Here is a 22,021-nt window from a genome sequence, read left to right as displayed (position 1 = left end):
GGCTGGGTGGCCAACGGGCAGCCTCGTTCGCCGCGAGGCGGCCGAAGCCGCCGGGCTCGCCACGTCCCCGGCCTATGGCCTACAACAGTCATCCATGAGCAGCCGCATCGGGAGGCGGGCGATGGACGGACAGGGCGCCGCGGGCGCACGCTACACCGCCTTCCACTGGGGCACCTACCGCACCCGGCTGGACGCCGACGGTGCGATCGGGCTCGAGCCGTTCGACGGCGATCCCTCGCCGTCGCCCATCGGCCTCGACCTGGCGGCGAGCCTCGCCGCGCCTTGCCGCGTCGGGCGCCCGCACGTCCGCGCCGGCTGGCTCGATGGGCACGCCGCGGGGGCGTTCGGCGGAGCCGGGCGCGGCCGCGAGCCGTTCGTGCCGGTGAGCTGGGAGGTGGCCCTCGACCTGGTGGCGGCCGAGCTGGCGCGGGTGCGCGCCGACCACGGCAACGCGGCGATCTTCGGCGGCTCCTACGGCTGGGGCAGCGCCGGCCGCTTCCACCATCCGCAGGGCCAGCTGCACCGCTTCCTCAACCTGATCGGCGGTTATACGCGCTCGGTCAACGCCTACAGCCACGCCGCGGCCGAGGTCATCCTCCCCTATGTGATCGGGCACGGGTTGCGGCCCTTCCACGGCACGCAGATGCCGTGGCCGGTGCTGGCGGAGCATGCCGAGCTCGTCGTCGCCTTCGGCGGCATGAACGCCAAGAACGCCCAGGTCAGCCCGGGCGGCGTCGGCAGCCACATCGTGCGCCGCTCCCTGGCGCGCTGCGCCGAACGGGGCGTGCGCTTCGTCAACGTCAGCCCGATCCGGGACGACATGCCCGCGCTCGTGGCGCCGGAATGGTTGCCGCTGCGGCCCAACACCGATGTGGCGGTGATGCTGGCGCTGGCCTTTGTGCTGATCGAGGAGGGGCTCTGCGACCACGATTTCCTGGCTCGCTGCACGGTCGGCTTCGACGTCTTCCGCCGCTATGTCGGCGGTGAGACGGACGGCGTTGCCAAGACTCCGGAGTGGGCCGCCGGCATCGCCGACGTTCCCGCCGCGGCCCTCCGCGATCTCGCCCGGCGCATGGCGCGCGCGCGCACCTTCATTGCGCTGAGCTGGTCGATCCAGCGCGGCGACCACGGCGAGCAGCCGATCTGGGCCGGCATCGCGCTGGCCGCCGTTCTGGGCCAGATCGGCCTCCCCGGCGGCGGCTTCGGCATCGGCCACGGTTGCTGCAACTACATCGGCAATCCGGCGGCGCGGGTGCCCTGGGCGGCCCTGCCGCAGGGGCGCAATGCGGTGGACGCCTTCGTCCCCGTCGCCCGCTTCACCGACATGCTGCTGACGCCCGGCGCGTCGTTCGACTACGACGGCAAGCGCCTCAGCTATCCCGACGTCAAGCTGGTCTATTGGGCCGGCGGCAACCCGTTCCATCACCAGCAGGACATCAACCGGCTACTCGCCGGCTGGCGGCGGCCGCAGACGATCATCGTCAACGAGGTCTGGTGGAACGCCTGCGCGCGCCATGCCGACATCGTGCTGCCGGTGACGAGCCCGCTGGAGCGCAACGACTTCGGGGCGGCGGCCGGGGAGGGGGCGGCGGTGGCAATGCGGCAGGCGATGCAGCCGGTCGGCGAAGCCCGCAACGATTTCGACATCTTCCGCGGCCTTGCGGCGCGGCTGGGCGTGCTCGAGGCCTTCGCGGAGGGCCGTGACGAGATGGCGTGGGTCCGCCACCTCTACGAACAGTCGCGGGCGGCGGCCCAGCGCATGGGCATCGCCTTGCCCGCGTTCGACGCCTTCTGGGAACAGGGCGTGGTCGAGCTGCCCGAGGGGGCGGCCGGCCCGCTGCTGTTCGAGGCGTTCCGGGGTGAACCGGAAGCCCATCCGCTGCCCACGCCCTCCGGGCGAATCGAGATCAGCTCCGCGACCATCGGGGCCTTCGGCTACGACGATTGCCCCCATCATCCCGCCTGGATCGAGCCGGCCGAACGGCTCGGCGGCCCATCGACAGGGTCATATCCGCTCCACTTGATCTCGAGCCAGCCCGCGGTGCGCCTGCACTCGCAGCACGATCATGCCTCACTGAGCCGGGCGGCCAAGATCGCCGGGCGCGAGCCCATCACGCTGCATCCGGCGGATGCCGCCGCCCGCTGCATCGAGGCCGGCGACATCGTCCGCGTCTTCAACGGGCGGGGCGAATGCCTCGCCGGCGCGGTTGTGAGCGAGGCTTTGCGGCCCGGCGTCGTCCAACTCGCGACCGGTGCCTGGTACGACCCACAGGCGGGGAGCGAGGGCGCGCCGCGGGACGTGCACGGCAACCCCAACATGCTGACCATGGACAAGGGCACTTCGCGCCTCGCCCAGGGGCCGACGGCGATGACGACCCTCGTCGAGGTGGAGCGCTTCCGCGGCAACGCGCCGGAGATCCGCGTGTTCGCGGCGCCCGAGGGGGTGGACTGACGGGCCGGCGCAAGCCCGACGGGGCGGCGACGTTCTCAAAGACCGTTTGAAAAGCGGGGCGGAGGTTTGAGGCGGTCCATGATTCAAGCTTCTGATGTGGACAGCCAATCGGGCCCGGATGGCTGCCGGTGATGGGGGCACCTCAAGCGCCCGTCGGCACGCCAGGCGACAGCTTGTAGATCGAAACGACAGCTTAGAGATTGAAGAATGGCGCTCAAGCGGATGGACAACGTAGGAATCGTCGTCGAAGACCTTGCAGGGGCGATTGATTTCTTTCGCGAACTCGGCCTGGAGCTCGAAGGGCGGGCCACGATCGAAGGAGAATGGGCCGGACGTGTCACTGGACTGGGCGATCAGCGTGTCGAGATTGCCATGCTGCGCACACCGGACGGCCACAGCCGGCTCGAGCTCTCGCGCTTCCTCGCGCCGCCTGCCGTCGCCGATCACCGGAACGCCCCGGTCAACGCTCTAGGCTACCTCCGCGTCATGTTCGCCGTGGACGACGTCGACGAGACGCTTGAGAGGCTCCGCATGCGTGGCGCGCAGCTCGTGGGCGAAGTCGTCCAGTACAAGGACGCGTATCGGCTCTGCTACATCCGTGGGCCAGAAGGGCTTCTCATCGGAATTGCCCAAGAACTCAGCTGAGCACAACAAGAACTCAGCTGAGCGCAATACGAAGACAAATGGGAAGAGTGACCAATGTCAGCGAACGCGTCCGAGGCCGACCCGCCTGTTCGAGTACCATCCCTCCACCCTCGGCCGCGCTCTCGCTAGAGCGCTTCTTGATCGGGTGGAATCACCCGATCAGAGAGAAGCACATCAGATTCAAAGACCTAGAGCATTTCTAACCGATCAGATGATTCCATCTGATCGGGAAATGCTCTAAGCACGATAGGTCGTCGACCCGGGCCGGGTCGCCCGCGAACGGCGCCGTCAGCAGCCTAACAGGTGCCGCGGTTGAGCTTGCGTCCGACGTCGTCTTCGGCCCTGGCCTTGAGGATGTAGCGCTGCACCTTGCCCGAGGGGGTCTGCGGCAGCTCGTCGACGAAGAAAACGTGCCGCGGAATCTTGAAGCTCGCGATCTTGCCGCGGCAGGCAGCGATGATCTCGTCCTCGCCCAGCGCTCGCGGCTCGGGCATCACGACATAGGCGACGGGCACCTCGGACAGCCGCTCATCACGCAGGGGTACGACGGCGACCTGCTCGATGGCCGGCACGAGCTGCTTCAGCTCGAACTCGACACCTTGGGCCGAAACGTTCTCGCCGCCGACCTTGAGCATCTCCTTGTAGCGGCCGGTGAAGCGGAAGCAGCCGTTGGCATACATGATCCCCTGGTCGCCGCTGTGGTACCAGCCGTCGGCGTCGAGTGCCGCCGCCGTCGCCTCGGGGTCGGCGAAGTAGCCCTTCATGACGGTGTAGCCGCGGAACAGCATCTCCCCCGGCGTCCCCTCCGGCACGTCCGTGCCGGTCGCCGGGTCGACCATCCTGATCTCGACGCCCGGCAGCGGGCGCCCGGACAAGCGGCAGCGCTCATCCTCGGGGGCTTCGATCGGGCAAGTGGCGATCCAGCTCCAGGTTTCCGATGACCCGATCCCGGTCACGGTCGGACAGAGCCGGCTCTGGGTTTCCAGGCAGACGGGGATCGTGCTGTCCATGCCGGACGGAAAGGTGCCGAAGCGAAGGCTGGCGAGGTCGCGCGGCCGGCGGGCCTGCGCCCGCAGCAGGTCGGCATAGTGGGTGTCGAAGCCGTGCACGATGTTCACGCGCTCGCTCTCGACGAGATCGAGCACCGCCTCGGCGTCGAAGGTCTCCAGCACGATCTGCGTGACCCCTCCCAGCAGGCTCGAGACGACGATCTCGCTGAGCGAGTAGAGATGGAACATGGGCAGGTAGTTGACCGTGACCTCGCCCGGCGCCAGCCGCCAGAGCGCGTTGCGTTCGGCGATGCACCTGAGATTGCTGTGGTCGTGCATGACGCCTTTGGGATGTCCCGTGGTCCCGGAGGTGAAGATGACCAGAGCGAGGTCGCCGGGCGATACGGCGTCCTGGCGCCGGCGCATGGTCGCCCTGTCGACACCATCGCCGAGTGCCATCAGCTGCGGCCAGGCGAGCGTTCCCGGAAGGCTGCGTGCGCCGATGACGATCACCTGCTGGAGATGCGGAAACCCGCCCGACAGGAGGGGCGGCTGGGACGAGAGCTCGGGCAGGATGGCCGCGACGATGGCGAGGTAGTCGACCGGCCCAGACTGGTCGACCGTGATCAGCGCCCGGCAGTCGGCCCGCGCCAGGACGTAGGCGAGATCGTTTTCCCGGTAGCGGGTGTTCAGGGGCACGGCGACGCAGCCGACGCGCAGCGCGGCGAAGATCGCGATGACGAACTCTGGCCGGTTGGTGATCAGCAGCCCCACCTTGTCGCCCGGGCGAAGGCCGAGGGCGAGGAGGCCGCGCGCCGCCAGGTCGACGCGCTCCTCCAACTCGCCGAAGGTGAGGGTCGCGCCACGGAACGTGAGGGCGACTCTTTCCGGCCACTGGTCGGCCGCCAGCGCGGGAAGCGCGCCGAACAGAGGTGACGACATCCAGCTCTCCTTGTCTCCCATCGCATCAGCCGCGGATCTTCTCGCGGGCGATTCTCACGCCGGCCTGCTCGCGATCCCAGGCGTCGCCTGCGAGCCCCGCGCGGCGCAGCACATATTTCTCGACCTTCTGGGTTGGCGTCTTCGGCAGATCCGGCAGCACCCGAATGTAGCGGGGCAGCATGAAATGGGCGAGGCGGGGCCTCAGGAACGTGAGCAGCTCGGCCGGATCGATGGGCTGCCCCGGAACCGGCGAGACCACCGCCAGCACCTCATCCTCCGAGCTTTCGCTCGGAACGGCGACCACGGCACATTCCCTGACGGCGGGGTGAGCCAGGATCTCCGCCTCGACCTCGAAGGACGAGATGTTCTCGCCGCGCCGCCGGATGGCGTCCTTGATGCGGTCTACGAAGAAATAGTCGCCCTCCGCGTCCCGGCTGAAGGCGTCGCCCGTGTGGAACCAGCCGTTGCGCCAGGCCCGCGCGGTCGCCTCCGGGTCCTTGTGGTAGCCGGAGTTGAGGGCCCAGGGAGCGTCGGCCCGCACGATCAGCTCGCCGACCGTGCCGTCCGGCACCTCGCAGTCGTGCTCGTCGACGATCCGTGCGTCGACGCCGGGCCGCAGCCGTCCGCAGGTGCCGGCCTTGGGCGGGTTCGCCCGCGAGACGATGGGCACGTTGAGCTCCGTCATGTTGAAGAGCGTCCAGACGTCGACGCCGAAGCGGTCGCCGAAGTCGCGCCAGCCGTCGTCGAGCGGGATCATCATCACCTTCCTCAGGGGATGGTCGCGGTCGCCCGGGGAGGGCGGTCGCTTGGCGATGAACCCGGTCATCACCCCGAGCAGGATGACGAAGGTGGCCCCCGTGGACCGGACCGCCGGCCAGAAGCCTTCGGTGGTGAACTCGCCGGCAAGGCCGATCGTGCCACCGCGCATGAGCATGGCGTAGACCGGCAGGGTGCCGCCGATATGGAACAGCGGCAGGTAGAGCAGCACGCAGTCGCCGCGGTCGAGCATGTAGAAGCTCTGCGGACCGCTCATGTGGGCAAGGTGCGCGTAGGAGCTGGCGACTCCCTTGGAGCGTCCGGTCGTCCCCGATGTGTAGACGATGCTCTGCAGGTCCCACGGCTCGATGGGTCGCTCGAGCGGGGGGATGGCGAGGGGGTCGCCGGCGAGCGCGGTCTCGGCTGCGAGCATGCGCAGGCCGGCCACCGGCGCCGCCCCGCCGCCGACCACCACGCATGTCGCAAGCTCGGCGGTGTCGATATCGGCCAGGCGCCCCACCAGGTCGACGCTGACAACGATCACCCGCGAGCCCGCGTTGGCGATCACGTGGGCGAGCAAGCCGCCCCTGTAGGCCACGTTGATCGGCACGTAGGTGGCACCGAGCCAGTTGATCGCGAACCAGAGGCGGATCAACTCGGTGCCGTTGGGGAGCCATACGGTGACGGTGTCGCCCTGCTTCACGCCGAGGGCGGCGAGGCCGGCGGCGGCCTGCTCGACCTGGCGCTTGAACGCCCCATAGCTGACGGCGCTGCCGTCGCCGAAGCGGATGAACGGACGATCGGCGAAGTCGGCCGCAGCCTGCTCGAGCAGGTAGCGGAGAACGGCACGGCGGCGCTCGGGAACGCGGGGGTCGTGGGAGGCCACGGGTGCTCCTTGAACATGTCGCCTGCGAATAGGGAGTGGATGGGCCGGCCTCGACCGGTGGACAATTCTAGTGCATTTCCGCGTTTCTTCGAATCGCCGAAATACTCTATCTGTTTGACTTGTCGCGTTTTCTTCACGCGAACCGGCGTCCGCTTCGCTCGAAGGCGCTCTAGCGCGGCCTGGGCAGGAACTTGGCGATCGACCAGCCGCCGTCGACCGGCAGCACCACGCCGGTGATGAAACGGGCCGAGGGAGAGGCCAGGAAGAAGCAGGCCTCGCCGATCTCCTCCGGCTGTCCCACCCGGCCGAGCGGACAGCCCTCGATCATCATGCGCTGCCACCACGCGTCGGTGCGGATGCGCTCGTCGGTGCCCGGGCTCCACACCAGCCCCGGTGCCACCGCGTTGACGCGGATGCCGTCGCGGCCGAATTCTGTCGCGAGCATCCGGGTGATGCCGACGACGGCATACTTCGTCGGCACGTAGGCGGCGCTGCCGGCCGCGCCGACCAGGCCGAACGCCGAGGCGATGTTCACCACCGCGCCGCCGCTCGTCTTCAGATGCGGCAGGACGAGCCGGGTCAGCGTCAGTACCGATCCGACGTTGATGTCGTAGTAGCGGGCATAGTCCGCCTCGGTGGTCTCGTCGAAGGGGCGGGCGTTGCCGAGACCCGCGTTGTTGACGAGCGCGTCGATCCGCCCGAAGCGGGCGAGGCAAGCCGCTACCACCTGCTCGCACCCCTCGGGCGTTCGCAGGTCGGCCCGGTGGTGAACGTAGCGCGCGTGGCAGCTCAACTCGTCCGCCGCCGCCTTGATGTCGGTGCCGAGCACCGCGTGGCCGCGGTCCAGGAACACTTTGGCGATCCCTTGTCCGACGCCCTGGGACGAGCCGGTGACGATGCAAACGTTGTCCATGGGTGATGTCCTGGCGAAGTCGGGGGTTTCGAAGGCCGCGGGCGCGGCTCAGTCTTGCTTGATGAAGCCGCAGGTGCTGTCCGCCAACGGGCGGGCGGCGGCGGCGCCGTCGAGCGTCGAGACGAGGCGGTAGTAGTCCCACGGCCGCTTCGACTCGGCCGGCGTCTTCACCCGGAAGAGATGGACGGGCCGCAGCACGCGGCCGTCCTCGCGCACCCGCGCGTCGACCGTCCAGAAATCGTTCACCGGCAGCTCGCGGATCTTGGCGGCCACGGCCTTTGCTTCAGTCGATCCAGCCGCCTTGACGGATTTGAGGTAATGGAAGACGGCGCTGTAGATGCCCGCCTGGATCGTCGTGGGCATGGCGCCCACGGCCTTTGAGAAGCGCTCGGAGAACGCCCGCGTCTCGTCGGTCAGATCCCAATAGAACGGCTCGGAGATATACATCCCCTGGGCGTTCTGGAGGCCGATGCTGTGCACGTCCGTGATGAAGGCCACCAGCGCTGCCAGCGACTGGCCGGACGCGGTGATGCCGAATTCGGACGCCTGGCGGACCGAGTTGATGAAGTCCGAGCCGGCGATCGCCAGCCCCACCACCTGTGAGCCCGAGTTCTGCGCCTGCAGCAGGAACGACGTCATGTCGGGGAGGCCGTGGCGGACCTTGACGGACCCCTTCACGGTGCCGCCATTCTGGTCGATGACGGCCGTCGCCTCGCGCTGGGAGGCGACGCCGAAAGCGCTGTCCGTCGACAGGAAGAACCAGGATTTGCCGCCGTCCTTGACCACCGCCTCGCCGGTTGACTTGACCAGCATGTAGCTGTCCCACGACCAGTGGAAGCCGGTCGGCGAGCACGCCTTGTTGGTCAGATCGGTCGATCCGCCGCTCGACATGATGTCGACGACCCCGGCCCCGCGCGTCAGCTCGCGCACAGCCAGAGACGCCGCCGAGTGCGCGACGCCGGTGATCATGTCGATGCGCTTGTCCTTGATCCACTCCGCCGCTGTCGCGGAGGCGATGTCGGGCTTGTTCTGGTGGTCGGCCACCAAGAGCTCGATCGGCCGGCCGAGCACGGTGCCGCCGAAGTCCTCGATCGCCATGCGGGCGGCTTGCGCCGAGCCCTTGCCGGATATGTCGGCGAAGATGCCGGACATGTCTTCCAGAAGTCCGATCTTGACCGGCGCCTCCGCGGCCTGCGTCGGCGTCCAGCCGAGAAGCGCTACGAAAACAGATGCGACAAGCTGCCTCTTCATCGTTTCCCCCGTCGTTATTGTCGAGTGGTCTCGTTCGCCAGCCTTGCTGACGCCTATTGCTGCGGTTCGGTGGGCGCGGCACCGGTCCCGTCCGGGCCCTTTAGGGCGGCCGGGTCCGCCCTCTCCGATCCCGGTCCGGGACTGATGCTTGCAGGCCTCTTGCACACCCCCGGCCGAAGATCGGCTTGCGGAGCCTTCGTCGTCGCTTCACGGGCGCACTGCCATTTTGCGCGACCGTCGTGGAGGAATGGCTACTATATGGTATGTTTTTCGTCAACACGGTATAATTAAGTTCCGGCCTGGCTCGCCCGCGCCTTCCGTGGTATGGGAGCCGGGCCTCACTTGGACTGCGCCTGCATGGAGCCGTAATGAAAGCTGCGCTGGACGCGAAGAAGACTGTTCGCGAATACAAGAAGAAGCTTATCATCGAGGCCGCAGCCAAGCTCTTTTATGAGAAGGGGTTTCAGAAAACGACGCTGGATGACATCGCTTCGTCTCTCGGTGTGACCAAGCCGTTCGTGTATACCTATTTCAATAGCAAGTACTCGCTTCTCGAAGAGCTTTTCGATGTCGTCTATAGCGATCTCTACCAGGGGGTCGTCGGCCTCCTCGAGGCCGAAGAGGGCAGTCCGTCCGAGCGCCTCGTCGCATTCACCAAGGTCTACCTGCTCAAGAACATCGAGCAGCGAAGCTTCACGGCGATTCTCCTCGAGGAGGAGAAGAACCTCAGCCCCGAGAAGATCGAGGCCATCCGCAAGACGCAGAAAGAATTCGACAACAAGCTCGCGGCTCTGCTCCGCGACGGCGTGCGGCGTGGCGAGTTCGAAGTCCGGGATACGGCGGTCGCGTCCCTGGCGATCAGCGGCATGGTGCGCTGGGCGCACCGGTGGTACTCCCCCGCGGGGCGGCTCTCGCCTGAGCAACTGTGTGACGAGATGGCTGACCTCGCGCTCAAGCTTGCGGGCGCCAAGTGCCAGTCCGGGGTGGCCTCCGCGGCGCCCGGCAAGGGTGGCACCGCGACAGGCCGGGCCGCGCCGCGCCGCCGGAGGGCGGCGGCCAAATAGGCACCAAGCAATGCAAGCCTATTGGCGGACGATTTCGAAGTGGTCGAGATCCGGTTCGCGCATCTCGGCCTCGAAGCGCTCGTAGTTCCACGGCCAGGACGCGATATTGCCGTTGCGGTCCATGTACCAGCTGCGGCAGCCGCTGACCCAGATCGTGTCCGGCATCTTGGCCTTGATGGCCTCGTTGAAGCGCTTCGTCGCCTCGGGGGTCGGCGAAACCTCCCTGAGATCGTCGGCCAGACGGTCGATCAGCGCGAGCGCGTAGCCGAACTGGCGCTCGGCTGTCATGATGAACGAGAAGTTGCCGATCGGGCTGTTCGGGCCGCCGATCATGAACCAGTTCGGGAACCCCGGAACGGTGACGCCGAGATACGCCTCGGCCGCGTCCGCCCAGGCTTCCGCGAGCGAGAGCCCGTCTCGCCCGCGCACCTCCATCGGTGCCACGAATGTGTGGGCGTCGTAGCCGGTGGCGAACACGATCACGTCGAGCGCGTGCAGGCGGCCCTCGCTGGTCAGCACGCCTTCGGGCATGATCCGCTCGATGCGCTCGGTCACCAGCGTTGCGTTGCGCCTTTGGATCGCCTCGTAGAAGCTGTCCGACATGATCAGGCGCTTGCAGCCCACCTCGTAGTCAGGGGTGAGCCTGGCGCGCAGGTCGGGATCGCGAACGGTGGCGAGATGCTCCCGGCACTGGCGGGCGATGCGGTCGTAGGCTTCGGGATTATCGCCGACCACGGCTGCCGCGAAGCGACCGTTGAAAGCGTCGGCGAGGCGGGCATACTCCATCTCGAGAGCGGCGCGATCGCTGCGGTAACGTTGCTTCGTCTCCTCCGGAATCGCCTTGTTGGGCAGCGGCATGATCCATTGCGCGGTGCGCTGGAACATCTTGAGCTCGCCGACCGTATCGACGGTCGCCGATACGATCTGGATCGCTGTCGAGCCGGTGCCGATCACGCCCACCCTCTTGCCCGCCAGGGCCACGGAATGGTCCCAGCGCGAGGCGTGGAAGCTGGCGCCCGCGAACGCATCGCGGCCCGCGATGTCCGGATAGAGCGGGAACCGCAGGATGCCCATGGCCGAGACGACCGCATCGAAAGGGCCGCGCGGTCCCTTGGACGTCTCCAGGTACCAGCAGCCCTCCAGGAACTCCGCCCCGAGCACCTCGACCCCGAACTCGGTCGCCCGGCCGACCTCATGCTTGCCCGCCACCGCTTTGAAATAGCTCAGGATCTCAGGCCCCGACGAGCAGACGCGCGACCACTCGGCATAGGGCTCGAAGGAATAGCGATAGAGGTGCGAGGGAACATCGCAAGCGAGGCCGGGATAGGTGTTGTCCCGCCAGGTGCCGCCGAAGTCGTCGCCCTTGTCGAAGAGCTGGACGTCGTCGTGGCCATGCTGCTTCAGCTTGACGTAGGCCATCACGCCTGAAGCGCCGGCGCCGATGACGGCGACGCGCAAACGCCTTGTGTGCTTCACGGTGCCAAATCTCCGGTGTTGGTGCGTCGCGCCCCATGGCCGCGCCCGGATCTCTCTTGCGAGTTCCGGGCGCGAGCCTCGGCGTCAAGGAGACTTCATATACTAGGTGGTAGATTTTTATGTCAATCGGTAGGTATGCGTGTGAGCGGTCCCGGACACGGCGCGGCGCTCGTCCAGGCGGCGTGGCAGCCTGGAGGAGCGCGAACCGCGCCGCTCGGGTACGAACGGCGTCGTTGTGTCCCGTCGAGAACCGGTGATCTGCCCGCAGCCGCATATGGCGCAACGCGCTCCTCGGCAGTATTCAGGAGCGGTCCAATCCCCTGAACAACGGACATGCCCGATGACGGCCCTGGCCGAGATGAGCGCAGACGCGCTGCGCGCCCTCCACGCGGACCTCGTGCGCGAGCATGAGGCGCTCAAAAGCCGTGGCCTTGCGCTCGACATGACGCGCGGCAAGCCGTCGCCCGAGCAGCTCGATCTGGCAGCCGGCATGCTGGCCCTGCCGGGCAACGGCGACCACTTCACCGAGGCGGGCGAGGACGCCCGCAACTACGGCGGCAACCAGGGACTGCCCGAGGTGCGCGCCCTGTTCGCGCCGGTGCTCGGCGCTCCGCCGCAGCAGATCGTCGCCGGCAACAACTCGAGCCTGGCCCTGATGCACGACGTGCTGGTCTACGCACTGCTCCATGGAGTGCCCGGCGGCGAGCGGCCATGGGTGAAGGAGGAGGCCATCAGCCTGATCAGTCCGGTGCCGGGCTACGACCGACATTTCGCGCTCAGTCAGTCCCTCGGCATCAAGCTGATTCCGGTGGCGCTGACCGGCGAGGGGCCGGACATGGACGAGGTCGAGCGGCTGGCCGCCGACCCGTCCGTCAAGGGCATCTGGTGCGTGCCGCAATACGCCAACCCGAGCGGCGAGACCTACAGCGACGCGGTCGTGGCCCGCCTGGCACAGATGTGGACCGGGGCGAGTGACTTCCGCATCCTGTGGGACAACGCCTACGTGCTGCATCACCTCACCGATGCGAGGCCGCAGCTGCGCAACGTCCTGGACGCCTGTGCCGAGGCCGGCCATGGGGACCGGCCGGTGGTCTTCGCCTCCACCTCGAAGGTGACGCTGGCCGGGGCCGGGCTCGCCTTCCTCGCCGCTTCGCCGGCCAACGTCGGCTGGTATCTGGGTTGCGCCGGCAAGCGCAGCATCGGCCCGGACAAGCTCAATCAGCTCCGCCACGTCCGCTTCCTGCGCGATACGGCCGGCATCGGCGCCCATATGGAGAAGCACCGGGCGCTGATCGCCCCGAAATTCGCGGCGGTTGACGAAGTCCTTGGGCGCCGCCTCGGTCCCTACGGCGTCGCGCGCTGGAGCAAGCCGCTCGGCGGCTACTTCATCGTGCTCGACGGGGCGGCGGGGACGGCGGCGCGCATCGTCGCGCTCGCCAAGGCCGCTGGCCTGGCGCTGACGCCGGCCGGCTCGACGCACCCCTATGGCCACGACCCGGACGACAGGACCCTGCGCATCGCTCCGACTTATCCGAGCCTTGCCGAGGTCGAGCAGGCGGCCGAGGTCATCGCGCTGTGCACGCTGCTCGCCGCTTGCGAGAAGCACCTCCCGGCGTAGGGGAGGAGGCACGTCCGCGCGCGACGCGGCCGTCGCCCCTCCGCAGGTCATCCCAAAGTAGGGGCGGCAAGATCTTCGGACCGCTCGATTCGCGAACACGATATGAGCCTGCATTCGGCTATTGTCCGTGACGGCGTCGGCGCGGCCGGTAGGGCCGCGCCGGTCGAACGGCCGGGCAGCCCGGCGGGGCGTTGCCCTTGCGCGTCGCGCCGTGTGGTGGTGGGGCGAAGTCATGTGGACCCGACTTTCGATAATCCGAGGGCTTGCGGGCTACGAGGCGAACTGGCTGCGCTCGGATATCACCGCCGGGCTCGCGGTCGCGGCCGTCGCCATACCGAGCGCCATCGCCTATCCGGCCATCGCCGGCCTGCCGGTCGAGGTGGGCATCTATTCCAGCATTCTGCCGTTGGTCGGCTATGCGCTGTTCGGCCCCTCGCGCCAGCTCATGGTCGGGCCGGACGCGGCGACCATGACGGTGCTGGCGGCGGTTCTCGCCGGCATGAGCGCCGCAACTCCGGCTGATCGGGTCGCCGCCGCTGCGGCGCTGGCGCTGGCGGTCGGGGCGCTCTGCCTGGCCGCCAGCAAGATCGGCCTTGGCGCGATCGCGGCCTTTCTGTCACGGCCCATCCTGATCGGCTTCATCAGCGGCATATCGATCTCCATTTTCGTGGGCCAGATCGGCCGTTTCACGGGCCTGAAGATCGAGTCCGACGGCCTGTTTCCGCCCTTCCTCGAGCTCTTCCGCAAGGCCGACTTGGTTCACTGGCCATCCGTCGCGCTCGGGGCCGCCATGTTCGCGCTCCTGATGCTGCTGACGCGCGTGCGTTCACCGGTTCCCGGACCGTTGGTGGTCGTCATCGTGGCCGGCATCGCATCGGCGCTGTTCGACTTCGAAGGCAAAGGCATCAAGGTGGTGGGAAGCCTGCCGGAGGCGCTCCCGGCGCTGTCCTTCCCCCTCGACATCAAGCTGCCGCTCAGCGAGCTGCTGCTCGGCGCCGGAGCGGTCTGGCTGGTGAGCTTCAGCTCGGGCCTCGTGGCGGCCCGCAGCTTCGGCGCGCGCGGCAATTTCCGCGTCGATACCGATAGGGAGCTCGCCGGACTGGGGGCGGCCAACATCGCGTCGGGCCTGTTCAGCGGCTTTCCCGTCACCGTGTCGGACTCGCGCACCGCCATCAACTTGTCGGCGGGCGGCCGCTCGCAGATGGTGGGCCTGGTCGCGGCCCTCGCGCTCACGATCATGCTGCTCTACCTGAACGGCGCCCTGCGGCTGCTGCCCGTCCCGGCGCTCGGCGCCGTCCTCGCGGCAGCGGCCCTGAGCCTCATCGACATCGATGGCTTGCGGGCAGTCTGGCGCGCCAGTCGCATGGAGTTCGTCTTCGCCCTGATCGGCATGTGGGGCGCCGTCAGCCTCGGGGTGCTGAGCGGGGTGGTCATCGCCGTTGCCGCGACGCTTTGCTACGTGCTGCTCAAGGAGATGCGGCCGCGCGATGCCCTGCTCGGCCGAATCCCGGGGCAGTTCGGCTTCTACAAGCTGCATCGCTCGCAGGCGGCGCGTCCGGTTCCCGGCCTGGCTGTCTGCCTGATCGAGGGCAGCATCCTGTTCTTCAACGTCGACTATGTCCGAGCCCGGCTCGAGAGCCTCGCCGACGCGCAGCCCGCCGATACCCGCTGGTTCGTCCTCGACGCCAGCGCGGTCGTTCAGCTCGATTCGACGGCCGCGGCCATGCTGGAAGAGGTGCACGCCGCGTTCGCCCGGCGCGGGCTGACGCTCGGCGTCGCCGAGCTCCACAACGAGCCGATGCAGCTCCTGCGCCGTGCCGGCGTCCTCGACAAGATCGGTCCGGCGATGCTGTTCGACGATCTGGAGGATGTCGTCCTGGCCTTCGAGCGCCGCGGGCCGGCAGCATAGCACGTGCGCCGGCGGCCCGCGTCGACGTCACTCGCCGGTGACGATGGGCCCGAACAACTCCCACCGCTCGCCGTTGAAGCGCTGCAACTGCTCCTTCTCGACGGGGAAATAGTCTGTCGGGCTGGTGTTGACCGTGACGCCCGGCAGCAGCATGCCGACCTCCACGTCCTTCAGATCGGCCGCCTGCTTCATCACGTTGGCACGCGTGAGGGTGTCGCCGGCCTGCTCGAGCACGCGCACCAGCGTGCGCGCCGTGCAAAAGCCGAGCACGGTGAAGGAGTTGGCGCGGTCGCCCTCGGGAAAGTACTTGTCCATGAAGGCGGACCATTCCTTGTAGCCCGGGTCGTCCTTCCACTGCGGATCGGTGGCATCCTTGAGGTAGGCGACGGAGATGATGCCCTTGGCATTCTCGAAGCCGGCGGGCTTCAGCACCGAGCCCACCGAGCTCGATACGCTGTTGAGGAGGTGCACCGGCTTCCAGTTGATCTCGGCCATCTTCTTGATCGACTGGGCGGCGAACTTCGCCGTCGTCACGTTGAAGAAGACGTCGGCACCCGATGCCTGGAGCCGCAGGATCTGGCTGTCGATGGTGGGGTCGTTGCCCTCGTAGGTCGCCTCGGCCACGACCAGCTTGCCGTACTTCTCGCCGACCACGTCCTTGAAGCCGGCCAGGTAGTCCTTACCGTAGTCGTCGTTCTGATAGAGGATCGCGACCTTGGCGCCCGGGTGGTTCTGAAGGATGTAGCGGGCGTAGATGCGGCCTTCACCCCGATAGGTCGGCGTATAGCCCATGGTCCAGGGGAACTGTTTTGGATTACCCCACTGGCTGCCACCGGTCGAGATGAACAATTGCGGCACGCCCTTGCCGTTCAGGTATTTCTGAACGGCCGTGTTGGTGGGGGTGCCGAGCGCGCTGAACATCAGCAGGACTTCGTCGCTCTCCACCAGCTTGCGCGTCTGCTCGACCGTCTTGGGCGGACTGTAGGCGTCGTCATAGGAAATATACTTGATCTTGCGCCCGTTGACACCGCCCTTCTCGTTGATCATGCGAAAGTAGGCAGCCTCCGTCTTAGCGATGAGGCTGTAGGGGGAGACGGGACCGCTGTAGGGGGTGGTGTTGCCGACCTTGATCTCGGTGTCGCTCGCGCCGGGATCGTAGGTTTTCTGCGCCAGGGCCGAACTCGCCGACGCGGCGAGCGCCGTGGCCGCGAGCGCCAATAGTCGCAACGCCGCCGTGCGGGGCTGTTCCATGCCGTTCCTCCCATTGCCGCCTTCGGACGGCTTGTCGTTCATTGCGACAGCATCGAGCCTGTGCCGAGCTTCGTCAACGGTCCGGCTCGAGCTCTGCCAACCGGAAGACATCGTCCGATTGCATCGGATCGACGAGCCGGCCGCCGTCACTGGCCCTTGATCAGATCGCCGAAGGCGACCCACTCCCCACCCTTGAACTGGGCGAGATAGCCGTCGCGCAAGGGACGGAAATCGTCCGGGCTGGTGTTCAATCGGATGCCGGGCAGCAGCAGCGGCAGCTCGACGTCCTTCAGGTTGGCCGCCTGCCGCATGATATTCTCGCGCGTCAGGTCGCTGCCCGCCTGCTGGAGTACTTTCGTCAGGGCGCCGGCAATCGTATAGGCGTAGGATCCGTTGGAGTTCAGGGGATCGAGCTCCGGCGAATACTTCTTCATAAAATCGAGATAGGCGATGATCGCCGGGTCCGTCTGCGGCCCGGCCGTGATCGGCTTGAAGGCGATGACGCTGATCAGGCCTGCTGCATTCTCCAGTCCCGCGGGCTTGAGCACCGTTTCGGGATTGGCGCAGCCGCCGGCGAGGAAGCGCACCGCCGTCCAGCCGATCTCGGCGGTCTTTCGGATCGCCTGGGAGCAGGCGCGCGGCGTGACCCCGTAGATCATCAGTGCGTCGGCTTTGGTGGCGGCGAGCGCCAGGATCTGCGAATCGACCGTGGGGTCGGCCACCTCGAACGGCAAGGCGGCGGCGATGACTTTGTCGGCATCGGCGCCGAGCGCGTCCCGCGTGCCCTTGAGATACTCCTTGCCGGCGTCGTCGTTCTGGTAGAGCAGGGCGATGCGGGCGTCGGGCTTCTGCTTGCGGATATAGCTCAGGTAGATCGCTGCCTCATTCGCATAGGGCGGCTGCCAGGGGAAGGCGATCGACCAGGGCTGGTTCTTCGGATCGTTCCACTTCGAGGCGGAGCTGATCAGAAAGATCTGCGGCACCTTGGCACCGTTGAGATACTTGGCGATGGCCGAGCTCGGCGCCGTTCCCATGGTGGCGAACATGAAGGCGACGCCGTCGCTCTCGACGAGCTTGCGCGTCTGCTCGACGGTCTTGGGCGGGGCGAACCCGTCGTCGAGGCTGAGCAGGGTGAGCTTGCGCCCGTTGATGCCGCCCTGCTCGTTGATCATCCTGAAATAGGCGCCGGCGACCCGGCCGACGGCGCCGAGCGACGAGGCCGGCCCGCTGTAAGGCATGGTGTTGCCGATCTTGATTTCGCTGTCGCTGACGCCCGGCCCGGCGGCCTTCTCCGCGCTTGCCGGACTTGCGACGGCGGACAGCACGATGGTTGCGGCGGCGCAGGCGCCAGCCGCACGATAGAGCCTCTTCACGCATTCCTCCCACTTTTGTTCAGGCGGCCTTGTCCGCTCGCCCGTCGGTCGGTCGTCGGGCATCAGCCCCGACGCCGCCGTGGGATCATTCAATCGTGCGGCCGCCCTTTCATCAAGGCGCGCGGTGGTGCCGGCAATGCCGAGGCCACGCCCTGCGCCGCCCGGCGACATCACGCCATCTGGAAGCGGATCGGCAGCGACTTGAGGCCGGACACGAACACCGCCTCGGTCAGCTTCGGCTCGCCCGCGAGCTCGACCGACTTGAGGCGCGGCAGCAGTTCCTCGAACAGGATGCGCATCTCCATCTTGGCCAGGTGCTGGCCGAGGCAGAGGTGGGCGCCGTAGCCGAAGGCGAGCTGCTTGTTCGGCTTGCGGTCGGCCCGGAAGACGAAGGGATCGTCGAACACCTCCTCGTCGCGGTTGCCGGAGGCGTAGCAGAGCATCAGCCAGTCGTCCTTGGCGATGGTGCGGCCCCTGAGCTCGTAGTCCGCCGTCGCCGAGCGCATGAACGTCTTCACGGGCGTCGCCCAGCGGATGCCTTCCTCGACCAGGCTCGGGATGAGCGAGGGATCGGCCTTGACCTTGGCGAGCTCTGCCGGGTTCTGCGCCAGAGCCCAGAGAATGGTGGAGGTGGTCGCCGACGTGGTGTCGTGGCCGGCCGTCGCCACGATGATGTAATAGCTCATCGCCTCGAAGTCCGAGATCGGCTTGCCGTCGATACTGGCGTTGGCGATGATGCTCGCCAGGTCGTCACGGGGATGGGCCCGGCGGTCGGCGCTCATGGCACCGAAATAGGCGCCGAAATCGGCGATCGACAGCTGGATCAGCTCGGCCAGTTGCGAGGGGCTGAGCTCGGCTGCCTTGCGCGCCTTGTCCGGATCGCGGACGCCGAACAGTTCCTGGGTCAGCTTCAGCATGCGCGGCTCGTCCTCTTCCGGCACGCCGAGGATCTCCATGATCACGTGCAGGGGATAGCCGAGCGCCAGATCGGTCACGAAGTCGCAGCGCCCGTCGAATGCCGCCAGGCGATCCACCGCGGTGCGGGCGATGTCGCGGATGCGCTCCTCGAGTTTGCGCAGGTTCGCAGGCATGAACCACGCCTGGGTCAGGGCGCGGTATTTCAAGTGATCGGGCGCATCCATCTGCACGAGCGAGCGTACGAGGTGCGGGCTGCCGCCGGTCATGGCGCGCACGCGGGCATCGGACGCCTGGTCCGTGATCGTCGTTGGCCGCTCGCCGCTGCGGAACAGAGCGTTCTGGCGGCTGATCTCCAGGATGTCGGCGTGCTTGGTGACCACCCAGAAGCGGTCGAAGCCCTCGGGCTCCGCGACGCCGAGCGGATTGTTGGCGCGCAGCCAGGCGTAGGTCTCGTGGAGGCGCGGCGTGGCATAGGCCGTGGGGTCGACGAGAGCTGCGGCCGTGTCTTGGGGAATTAGCAGATCCTGGTGAATCAGAATGTCGCTTGTCGTCACGATGGCTTCCTCCCGCGTCGCGCCGTGGCGGCTCGCGGGGAAGGCCGTCGCGCTGCGATCGCTCGAATGCGGGCCGGCATTGTGCGCCGGTCCCTTGTTTGTCCGCAGGTCAGGTGTAGCCTGCGATAGAGCGATTAATAGCACGAGGCCGTGTCATTCGGGAGCGCTTTCTCACCCGGCGGATGCCGGCAGTCTTATGGAAAACTGCCGTGGGCGCGCGGATAGTGCCCGGAACGGCCGCGACCCCGGCGCCGCGCCCGAGCAGAGGTACGCCGTGACGACGAACGCGCTTGCGAAGAGCTTGAGTCTTCCGGCCCGAAGGAGCGGCCGGCCGTCGCGCAAGGCGGCGGGCGACCTGACCCATCGCGTGCTCGACGCGGCCACCGCCCTGTTCCTGCGCTCGGGCTTCGACGCCACGAGCATGGAGGCCATCGCGGCCGCGGCGGGGGTGGCGAAGCGCACCGTCTACAGCCGCTTCGCCACCAAGGCGCAGGTCTTCGATGCGGTGATCCACCGGGTGGTGGAGCGCAACCTCGGGCCGCTGGAGGGGGCCCCGGCTCTGGAGGGACTGTTGGAGGAGCGCCTGAGCCAGCTCGTTTGCCACCTGCTCGAGTGGATTCTCACGCCCGAGATCATCGCACTCGACCGCATCACCACGTCGGAGGTCGAGCGCTTTCCAGAGCTGGCGCGGACGGTCTTCGAGGGACCCGTGGCCCGCTCCGTGCGTCTCGTCGAGGACGTCCTGAAGGATGCGGTGGGCAGGGGCGAGGCCGAGATCGAGGACATCGCCTTTGCCGCGCAGCAGCTGATGCAGGCGGCCACCGGGCCCGCCTTCTATCTCGCCGTCCACGGCCTGGAGGCCGCCGATTTCACCGAGGCCAAGCGCGAGCGGGCGGAGCGCTCGATCAGGCTGTTTCTGCGGGGCTGTCGGCCGGCGCCAAGGACGCCGTGACGACCGTGCTCATGGCGCCTGGTCGCGCGCATGGCACGAGCGGTACAGCGTGCGCCGGCCGCGACGGCGGAACGGCGCGAACAGGTGGCCGGGCAGGGGCGAGGTAAGGATGGCAGATGTTGCGCAGATTTAGATGATATGTCATCTATTGAGGTATCATCTAATGTGTGTGTCTGCGTGCCCATGACATCCTCCGACGAGACCGTCCGGCGCGGCCTGGGGCCGCTGCTAGCGCTGACGGCGCGCTTGTGGCGGCGCGCCGTCGACCGCGGCCTTGAGCCGTTCGGCCTCACGGAGGCCACCTGGCTGCCGCTCATCCGCCTGGCCCGGGCGCCTGGCGCCATGCATCAGAAGGAGTTGGCGGACTCCCTGTCGCTCGACAGCTCCGCCGTGGTGCGGCTGCTGGATGCGTTGCAGGAGGCCGGCCTGGTCGAGCGCCGGGAGGGCATCGATCGGCGCACCAAGGCGATCGTGCTGACGCCGGCCGGGCAGGCCATGGTCGAGCATGTCGAGGACAGCTCGCACCGCGTGCGGGACGATGCGCTCGTCGGCGTGTCCGATGAGGATCTGGCGACCACATCGCGCGTGCTCCAGCACATCTGCCGCACCCTTGCCGCCGAGGAGGCCGCCGCGTGAGGGACCCCGGCAAGGCGCCCACCGCTGCCGTTGCCGGCGCAGGCGCGCCGCTGTGGCTCCTGGCGCTGGTGACGTTCACCGGCACGCTCGCCATGCACGTCTTCGTCCCGGCGCTGCCGGTGGCGGCGCGCGACCTCGGCGTCGGTGCGCCGTCGATGCAGCTGACCATCAGCCTTTACATCCTGGGGCTGGCGGTGGGCCAGCTCATCTATGGCCCGGTCTCCGACCGCTTCGGGCGGCGGCCGACGCTGATGGCGGGCCTGGCGATCTATATCGTGGCCAGCCTGGGAGCGGCGGCGGCCGACGACGTGCGCGTGCTCATCGGGATGCGGCTGCTGCAGGCGCTCGGCGGCTGCGCCGGGCTGGTGCTGGCCCGGGCGATCGTGCGGGATCTGGCGGCGCCGACCGAGGCCGTGCGGCGGCTCGCGCTGCTCAACCTGATGGTGACGGTCGGGCCCGGCCTGGCGCCGCTGCTCGGCGGCGCGCTCGCCGGCTCGGCCGGATGGCGGTCGATCTTCGTCGGGCTCACGGCCCTCGGCGTCACGGGCCTGGTCCTGACCTGGCGGCTGCTGCCGGAGACGACGGCCCCGTCCGCGGCGGCCGGCGCCGGACTGTTGCGGAGCTATGGACGCCTGCTGCGCTCACCGGCGTTTCTCGGCTTCGCCATCGGCGGCGGCTGTGCCACCACCTCCATGTACGCCTTCATCGCGGCGGCGCCCTTCGTCTTCACGCAGGACCTGCACCAGCCGATCGAGCGGGTGGGGGTCTACGTCGCCATCCTCGTCCTCGGCGTCTGGGTCGGCAGCATCCTGGCGACCCGACTTGTGGGCCGTGTGCCGCCACGACGCCTGATGATCGGTGCCAATGCCCTGAGTGCGATCGCGGCGCTGGTGCTGCTCGCCTCCGTGGTGTCAGGGCACCTGTCGGTCGGCCTGACGATCGCCTCGATGTTCGTCTTCACGCTCGGCGGTGGCACGGCCTCGCCGGCGGCGCTGACGGAGGCGGTGAGCGTCGATCCACGGATCATAGGCTCTGCGTCGGGCCTCTACGGCTTCATTCAGATGGCCGTGGGGGGGCTGTGCACGGCACTCGTCGGCCTCGGCACGGACCCGGCGCTGTCCGCAGCCGTGGTGCTGGCGGGCGCCGGCATCGTCGCACAGCTCTCGTTCTGGGGCGCCGCCCGCTATCAGCGGACGCGGAGCGGCCTTGGCGGCTGAGGGACACGGCGGCCGCCGTGGCGGCGGCCGGGCCCAGGGGCCCGCGCCTTGCGGAGGCGGCGACGGAGCATTACCATTAGCCAGCATCAAGAGTTGCGGGCGACGCCCCGACGCCAACCTGCTGTCCGAGCAAGGTGGCGCTCCCTGCCAAGGGAGGATGCGGCCGACCCGGCAACAAAACGGATCAGGCCGCACGCGTCCGCCCGAGAGTTGAAGGGC

The 22,021-nt window shown here is 68.0% G+C and carries 16 protein-coding genes and 1 riboswitch; of the genes, 8 read left to right on the top strand and 8 right to left on the bottom strand.

Translation table 11 applies throughout. The features are described 5' to 3' along the window. Positions 1-121 precede the first annotated feature (121 nt). Positions 122-2,452, top strand: a complete 2,331-nt coding sequence (locus tag IEW34_RS26615) for a molybdopterin-dependent oxidoreductase (RefSeq protein WP_188612271.1) — start codon at positions 122-124, stop codon at positions 2,450-2,452. 207 nt (positions 2,453-2,659) lie between these two features. Beyond that, positions 2,660-3,097 carry a VOC family protein gene (locus tag IEW34_RS26610; RefSeq protein ID WP_188612270.1) on the top strand — a complete coding sequence of 146 codons (438 nt, stop codon included), beginning with the start codon at positions 2,660-2,662 and terminating at the stop codon, positions 3,095-3,097. A 296-nt stretch (positions 3,098-3,393) separates the two neighbouring features. Here IEW34_RS26610 and IEW34_RS26605 read toward each other — a convergent pair whose 3' ends face one another. The 4 genes from IEW34_RS26605 to IEW34_RS26590 form a co-directional block, all read right to left on the bottom strand. After that, positions 3,394-5,028, bottom strand: coding sequence for a class I adenylate-forming enzyme family protein (locus tag IEW34_RS26605; protein ID WP_188612269.1), 1,635 nt, complete (start codon positions 5,026-5,028; stop codon positions 3,394-3,396). Between the two features lie 25 nt (positions 5,029-5,053). After that, entirely contained in the window at positions 5,054-6,670 is a 1,617-nt protein-coding gene (locus tag IEW34_RS26600) for an AMP-binding protein (protein ID WP_188612268.1), read from the bottom strand. 169 nt (positions 6,671-6,839) lie between these two features. After that, positions 6,840-7,583: an SDR family NAD(P)-dependent oxidoreductase gene (locus IEW34_RS26595; protein ID WP_188612267.1), complete on the bottom strand. Its 744-nt coding sequence runs from the start codon at positions 7,581-7,583 to the stop codon at positions 6,840-6,842. A gap of 48 nt (positions 7,584-7,631) precedes the next feature. Then, positions 7,632-8,834 (bottom strand): ABC transporter substrate-binding protein, encoded by a 1,203-nt coding sequence (locus tag IEW34_RS26590; RefSeq protein ID WP_188612266.1) that lies wholly within the window; start codon positions 8,832-8,834, stop codon positions 7,632-7,634. A gap of 368 nt (positions 8,835-9,202) precedes the next feature. Here IEW34_RS26590 and IEW34_RS26585 point away from each other — a divergent pair, with 368 nt between their 5' ends. Beyond that, positions 9,203-9,898 carry a TetR/AcrR family transcriptional regulator gene (locus IEW34_RS26585; protein ID WP_188612265.1) on the top strand — a complete coding sequence of 232 codons (696 nt, stop codon included), beginning with the start codon at positions 9,203-9,205 and terminating at the stop codon, positions 9,896-9,898. An 18-nt stretch (positions 9,899-9,916) separates the two neighbouring features. Here IEW34_RS26585 and IEW34_RS26580 read toward each other — a convergent pair whose 3' ends face one another. Next, positions 9,917-11,374: a flavin-containing monooxygenase gene (locus IEW34_RS26580; RefSeq protein WP_188612264.1), complete on the bottom strand. Its 1,458-nt coding sequence runs from the start codon at positions 11,372-11,374 to the stop codon at positions 9,917-9,919. A 340-nt stretch (positions 11,375-11,714) separates the two neighbouring features. On the opposite strand from IEW34_RS26580, the gene IEW34_RS26575 reads away from it, so the two are divergent. Both IEW34_RS26575 and IEW34_RS26570 read left to right on the top strand, forming a co-directional pair. After that, entirely contained in the window at positions 11,715-12,992 is a 1,278-nt protein-coding gene (locus IEW34_RS26575) for an aspartate aminotransferase type Ic (protein WP_188612263.1), read from the top strand. 232 nt (positions 12,993-13,224) lie between these two features. Next, positions 13,225-14,901 (top strand): SulP family inorganic anion transporter, encoded by a 1,677-nt coding sequence (locus IEW34_RS26570; RefSeq protein WP_188612262.1) that lies wholly within the window; start codon positions 13,225-13,227, stop codon positions 14,899-14,901. Between the two features lie 27 nt (positions 14,902-14,928). Here the strand turns inward: IEW34_RS26570 and IEW34_RS26565 are convergent, their stop codons facing one another. From IEW34_RS26565 to IEW34_RS26555, 3 genes are all read right to left on the bottom strand, one after another. Continuing rightward, a complete protein-coding gene (locus IEW34_RS26565; RefSeq protein ID WP_188612261.1) occupies positions 14,929-16,152 on the bottom strand; it encodes an ABC transporter substrate-binding protein in 1,224 nt (407 codons plus the stop codon). 146 nt (positions 16,153-16,298) lie between these two features. Continuing rightward, positions 16,299-17,525, bottom strand: a complete 1,227-nt coding sequence (locus tag IEW34_RS26560) for an ABC transporter substrate-binding protein (RefSeq protein WP_244642244.1) — start codon at positions 17,523-17,525, stop codon at positions 16,299-16,301. Positions 17,526-17,695: 170 nt separating this feature from the next. Next, a complete protein-coding gene (locus tag IEW34_RS26555) occupies positions 17,696-18,997 on the bottom strand; it encodes a cytochrome P450 (protein WP_244642243.1) in 1,302 nt (433 codons plus the stop codon). A 274-nt stretch (positions 18,998-19,271) separates the two neighbouring features. Here IEW34_RS26555 and IEW34_RS26550 point away from each other — a divergent pair, with 274 nt between their 5' ends. The 3 genes from IEW34_RS26550 (at position 19,272) to IEW34_RS26540 (ending at position 21,802) form a co-directional block, all read left to right on the top strand. Beyond that, positions 19,272-19,949, top strand: a complete 678-nt coding sequence (locus tag IEW34_RS26550) for a TetR/AcrR family transcriptional regulator (protein WP_188612260.1) — start codon at positions 19,272-19,274, stop codon at positions 19,947-19,949. Positions 19,950-20,132: 183 nt separating this feature from the next. Beyond that, a complete protein-coding gene (locus tag IEW34_RS26545; protein ID WP_188612495.1) occupies positions 20,133-20,585 on the top strand; it encodes a MarR family winged helix-turn-helix transcriptional regulator in 453 nt (150 codons plus the stop codon). After that, positions 20,582-21,802, top strand: coding sequence for a multidrug effflux MFS transporter (locus IEW34_RS26540; RefSeq protein WP_188612259.1), 1,221 nt, complete (start codon positions 20,582-20,584; stop codon positions 21,800-21,802). The genes IEW34_RS26545 and IEW34_RS26540 overlap by 4 nt, the downstream gene beginning before the upstream one ends. 78 nt (positions 21,803-21,880) lie before the next feature. Next, positions 21,881-21,991, top strand: a riboswitch (SAM-I-IV-variant riboswitch). The last annotated feature ends 30 nt before the right edge of the window (positions 21,992-22,021 follow it).

The sequence above is a fragment of the Chelatococcus reniformis genome (assembly GCF_014640075.1).
GTDB lineage: Bacteria > Pseudomonadota > Alphaproteobacteria > Rhizobiales > Beijerinckiaceae > Camelimonas > Camelimonas reniformis.
The sequence above is the reverse complement of the archived record's forward strand: the minus strand, read 5'-3'. Positions and strand labels throughout refer to the sequence as shown.

Coding starts and splice junctions, on each gene's coding strand:
- IEW34_RS26615 (WP_188612271.1), top strand. CDS start 122: ATGGACGGACAGGGCGCCGCGGGCGCACGCTACACCGCCTTCCACTGG.
- IEW34_RS26610 (WP_188612270.1), top strand. CDS start 2,660: ATGGCGCTCAAGCGGATGGACAACGTAGGAATCGTCGTCGAAGACCTT.
- IEW34_RS26605 (WP_188612269.1), bottom strand. CDS start 5,028: ATGTCGTCACCTCTGTTCGGCGCGCTTCCCGCGCTGGCGGCCGACCAG.
- IEW34_RS26595 (WP_188612267.1), bottom strand. CDS start 7,583: ATGGACAACGTTTGCATCGTCACCGGCTCGTCCCAGGGCGTCGGACAA.
- IEW34_RS26590 (WP_188612266.1), bottom strand. CDS start 8,834: ATGAAGAGGCAGCTTGTCGCATCTGTTTTCGTAGCGCTTCTCGGCTGG.
- IEW34_RS26585 (WP_188612265.1), top strand. CDS start 9,203: ATGAAAGCTGCGCTGGACGCGAAGAAGACTGTTCGCGAATACAAGAAG.
- IEW34_RS26575 (WP_188612263.1), top strand. CDS start 11,715: ATGACGGCCCTGGCCGAGATGAGCGCAGACGCGCTGCGCGCCCTCCAC.
- IEW34_RS26570 (WP_188612262.1), top strand. CDS start 13,225: ATGTGGACCCGACTTTCGATAATCCGAGGGCTTGCGGGCTACGAGGCG.
- IEW34_RS26565 (WP_188612261.1), bottom strand. CDS start 16,152: ATGGAACAGCCCCGCACGGCGGCGTTGCGACTATTGGCGCTCGCGGCC.
- IEW34_RS26545 (WP_188612495.1), top strand. CDS start 20,133: ATGACATCCTCCGACGAGACCGTCCGGCGCGGCCTGGGGCCGCTGCTA.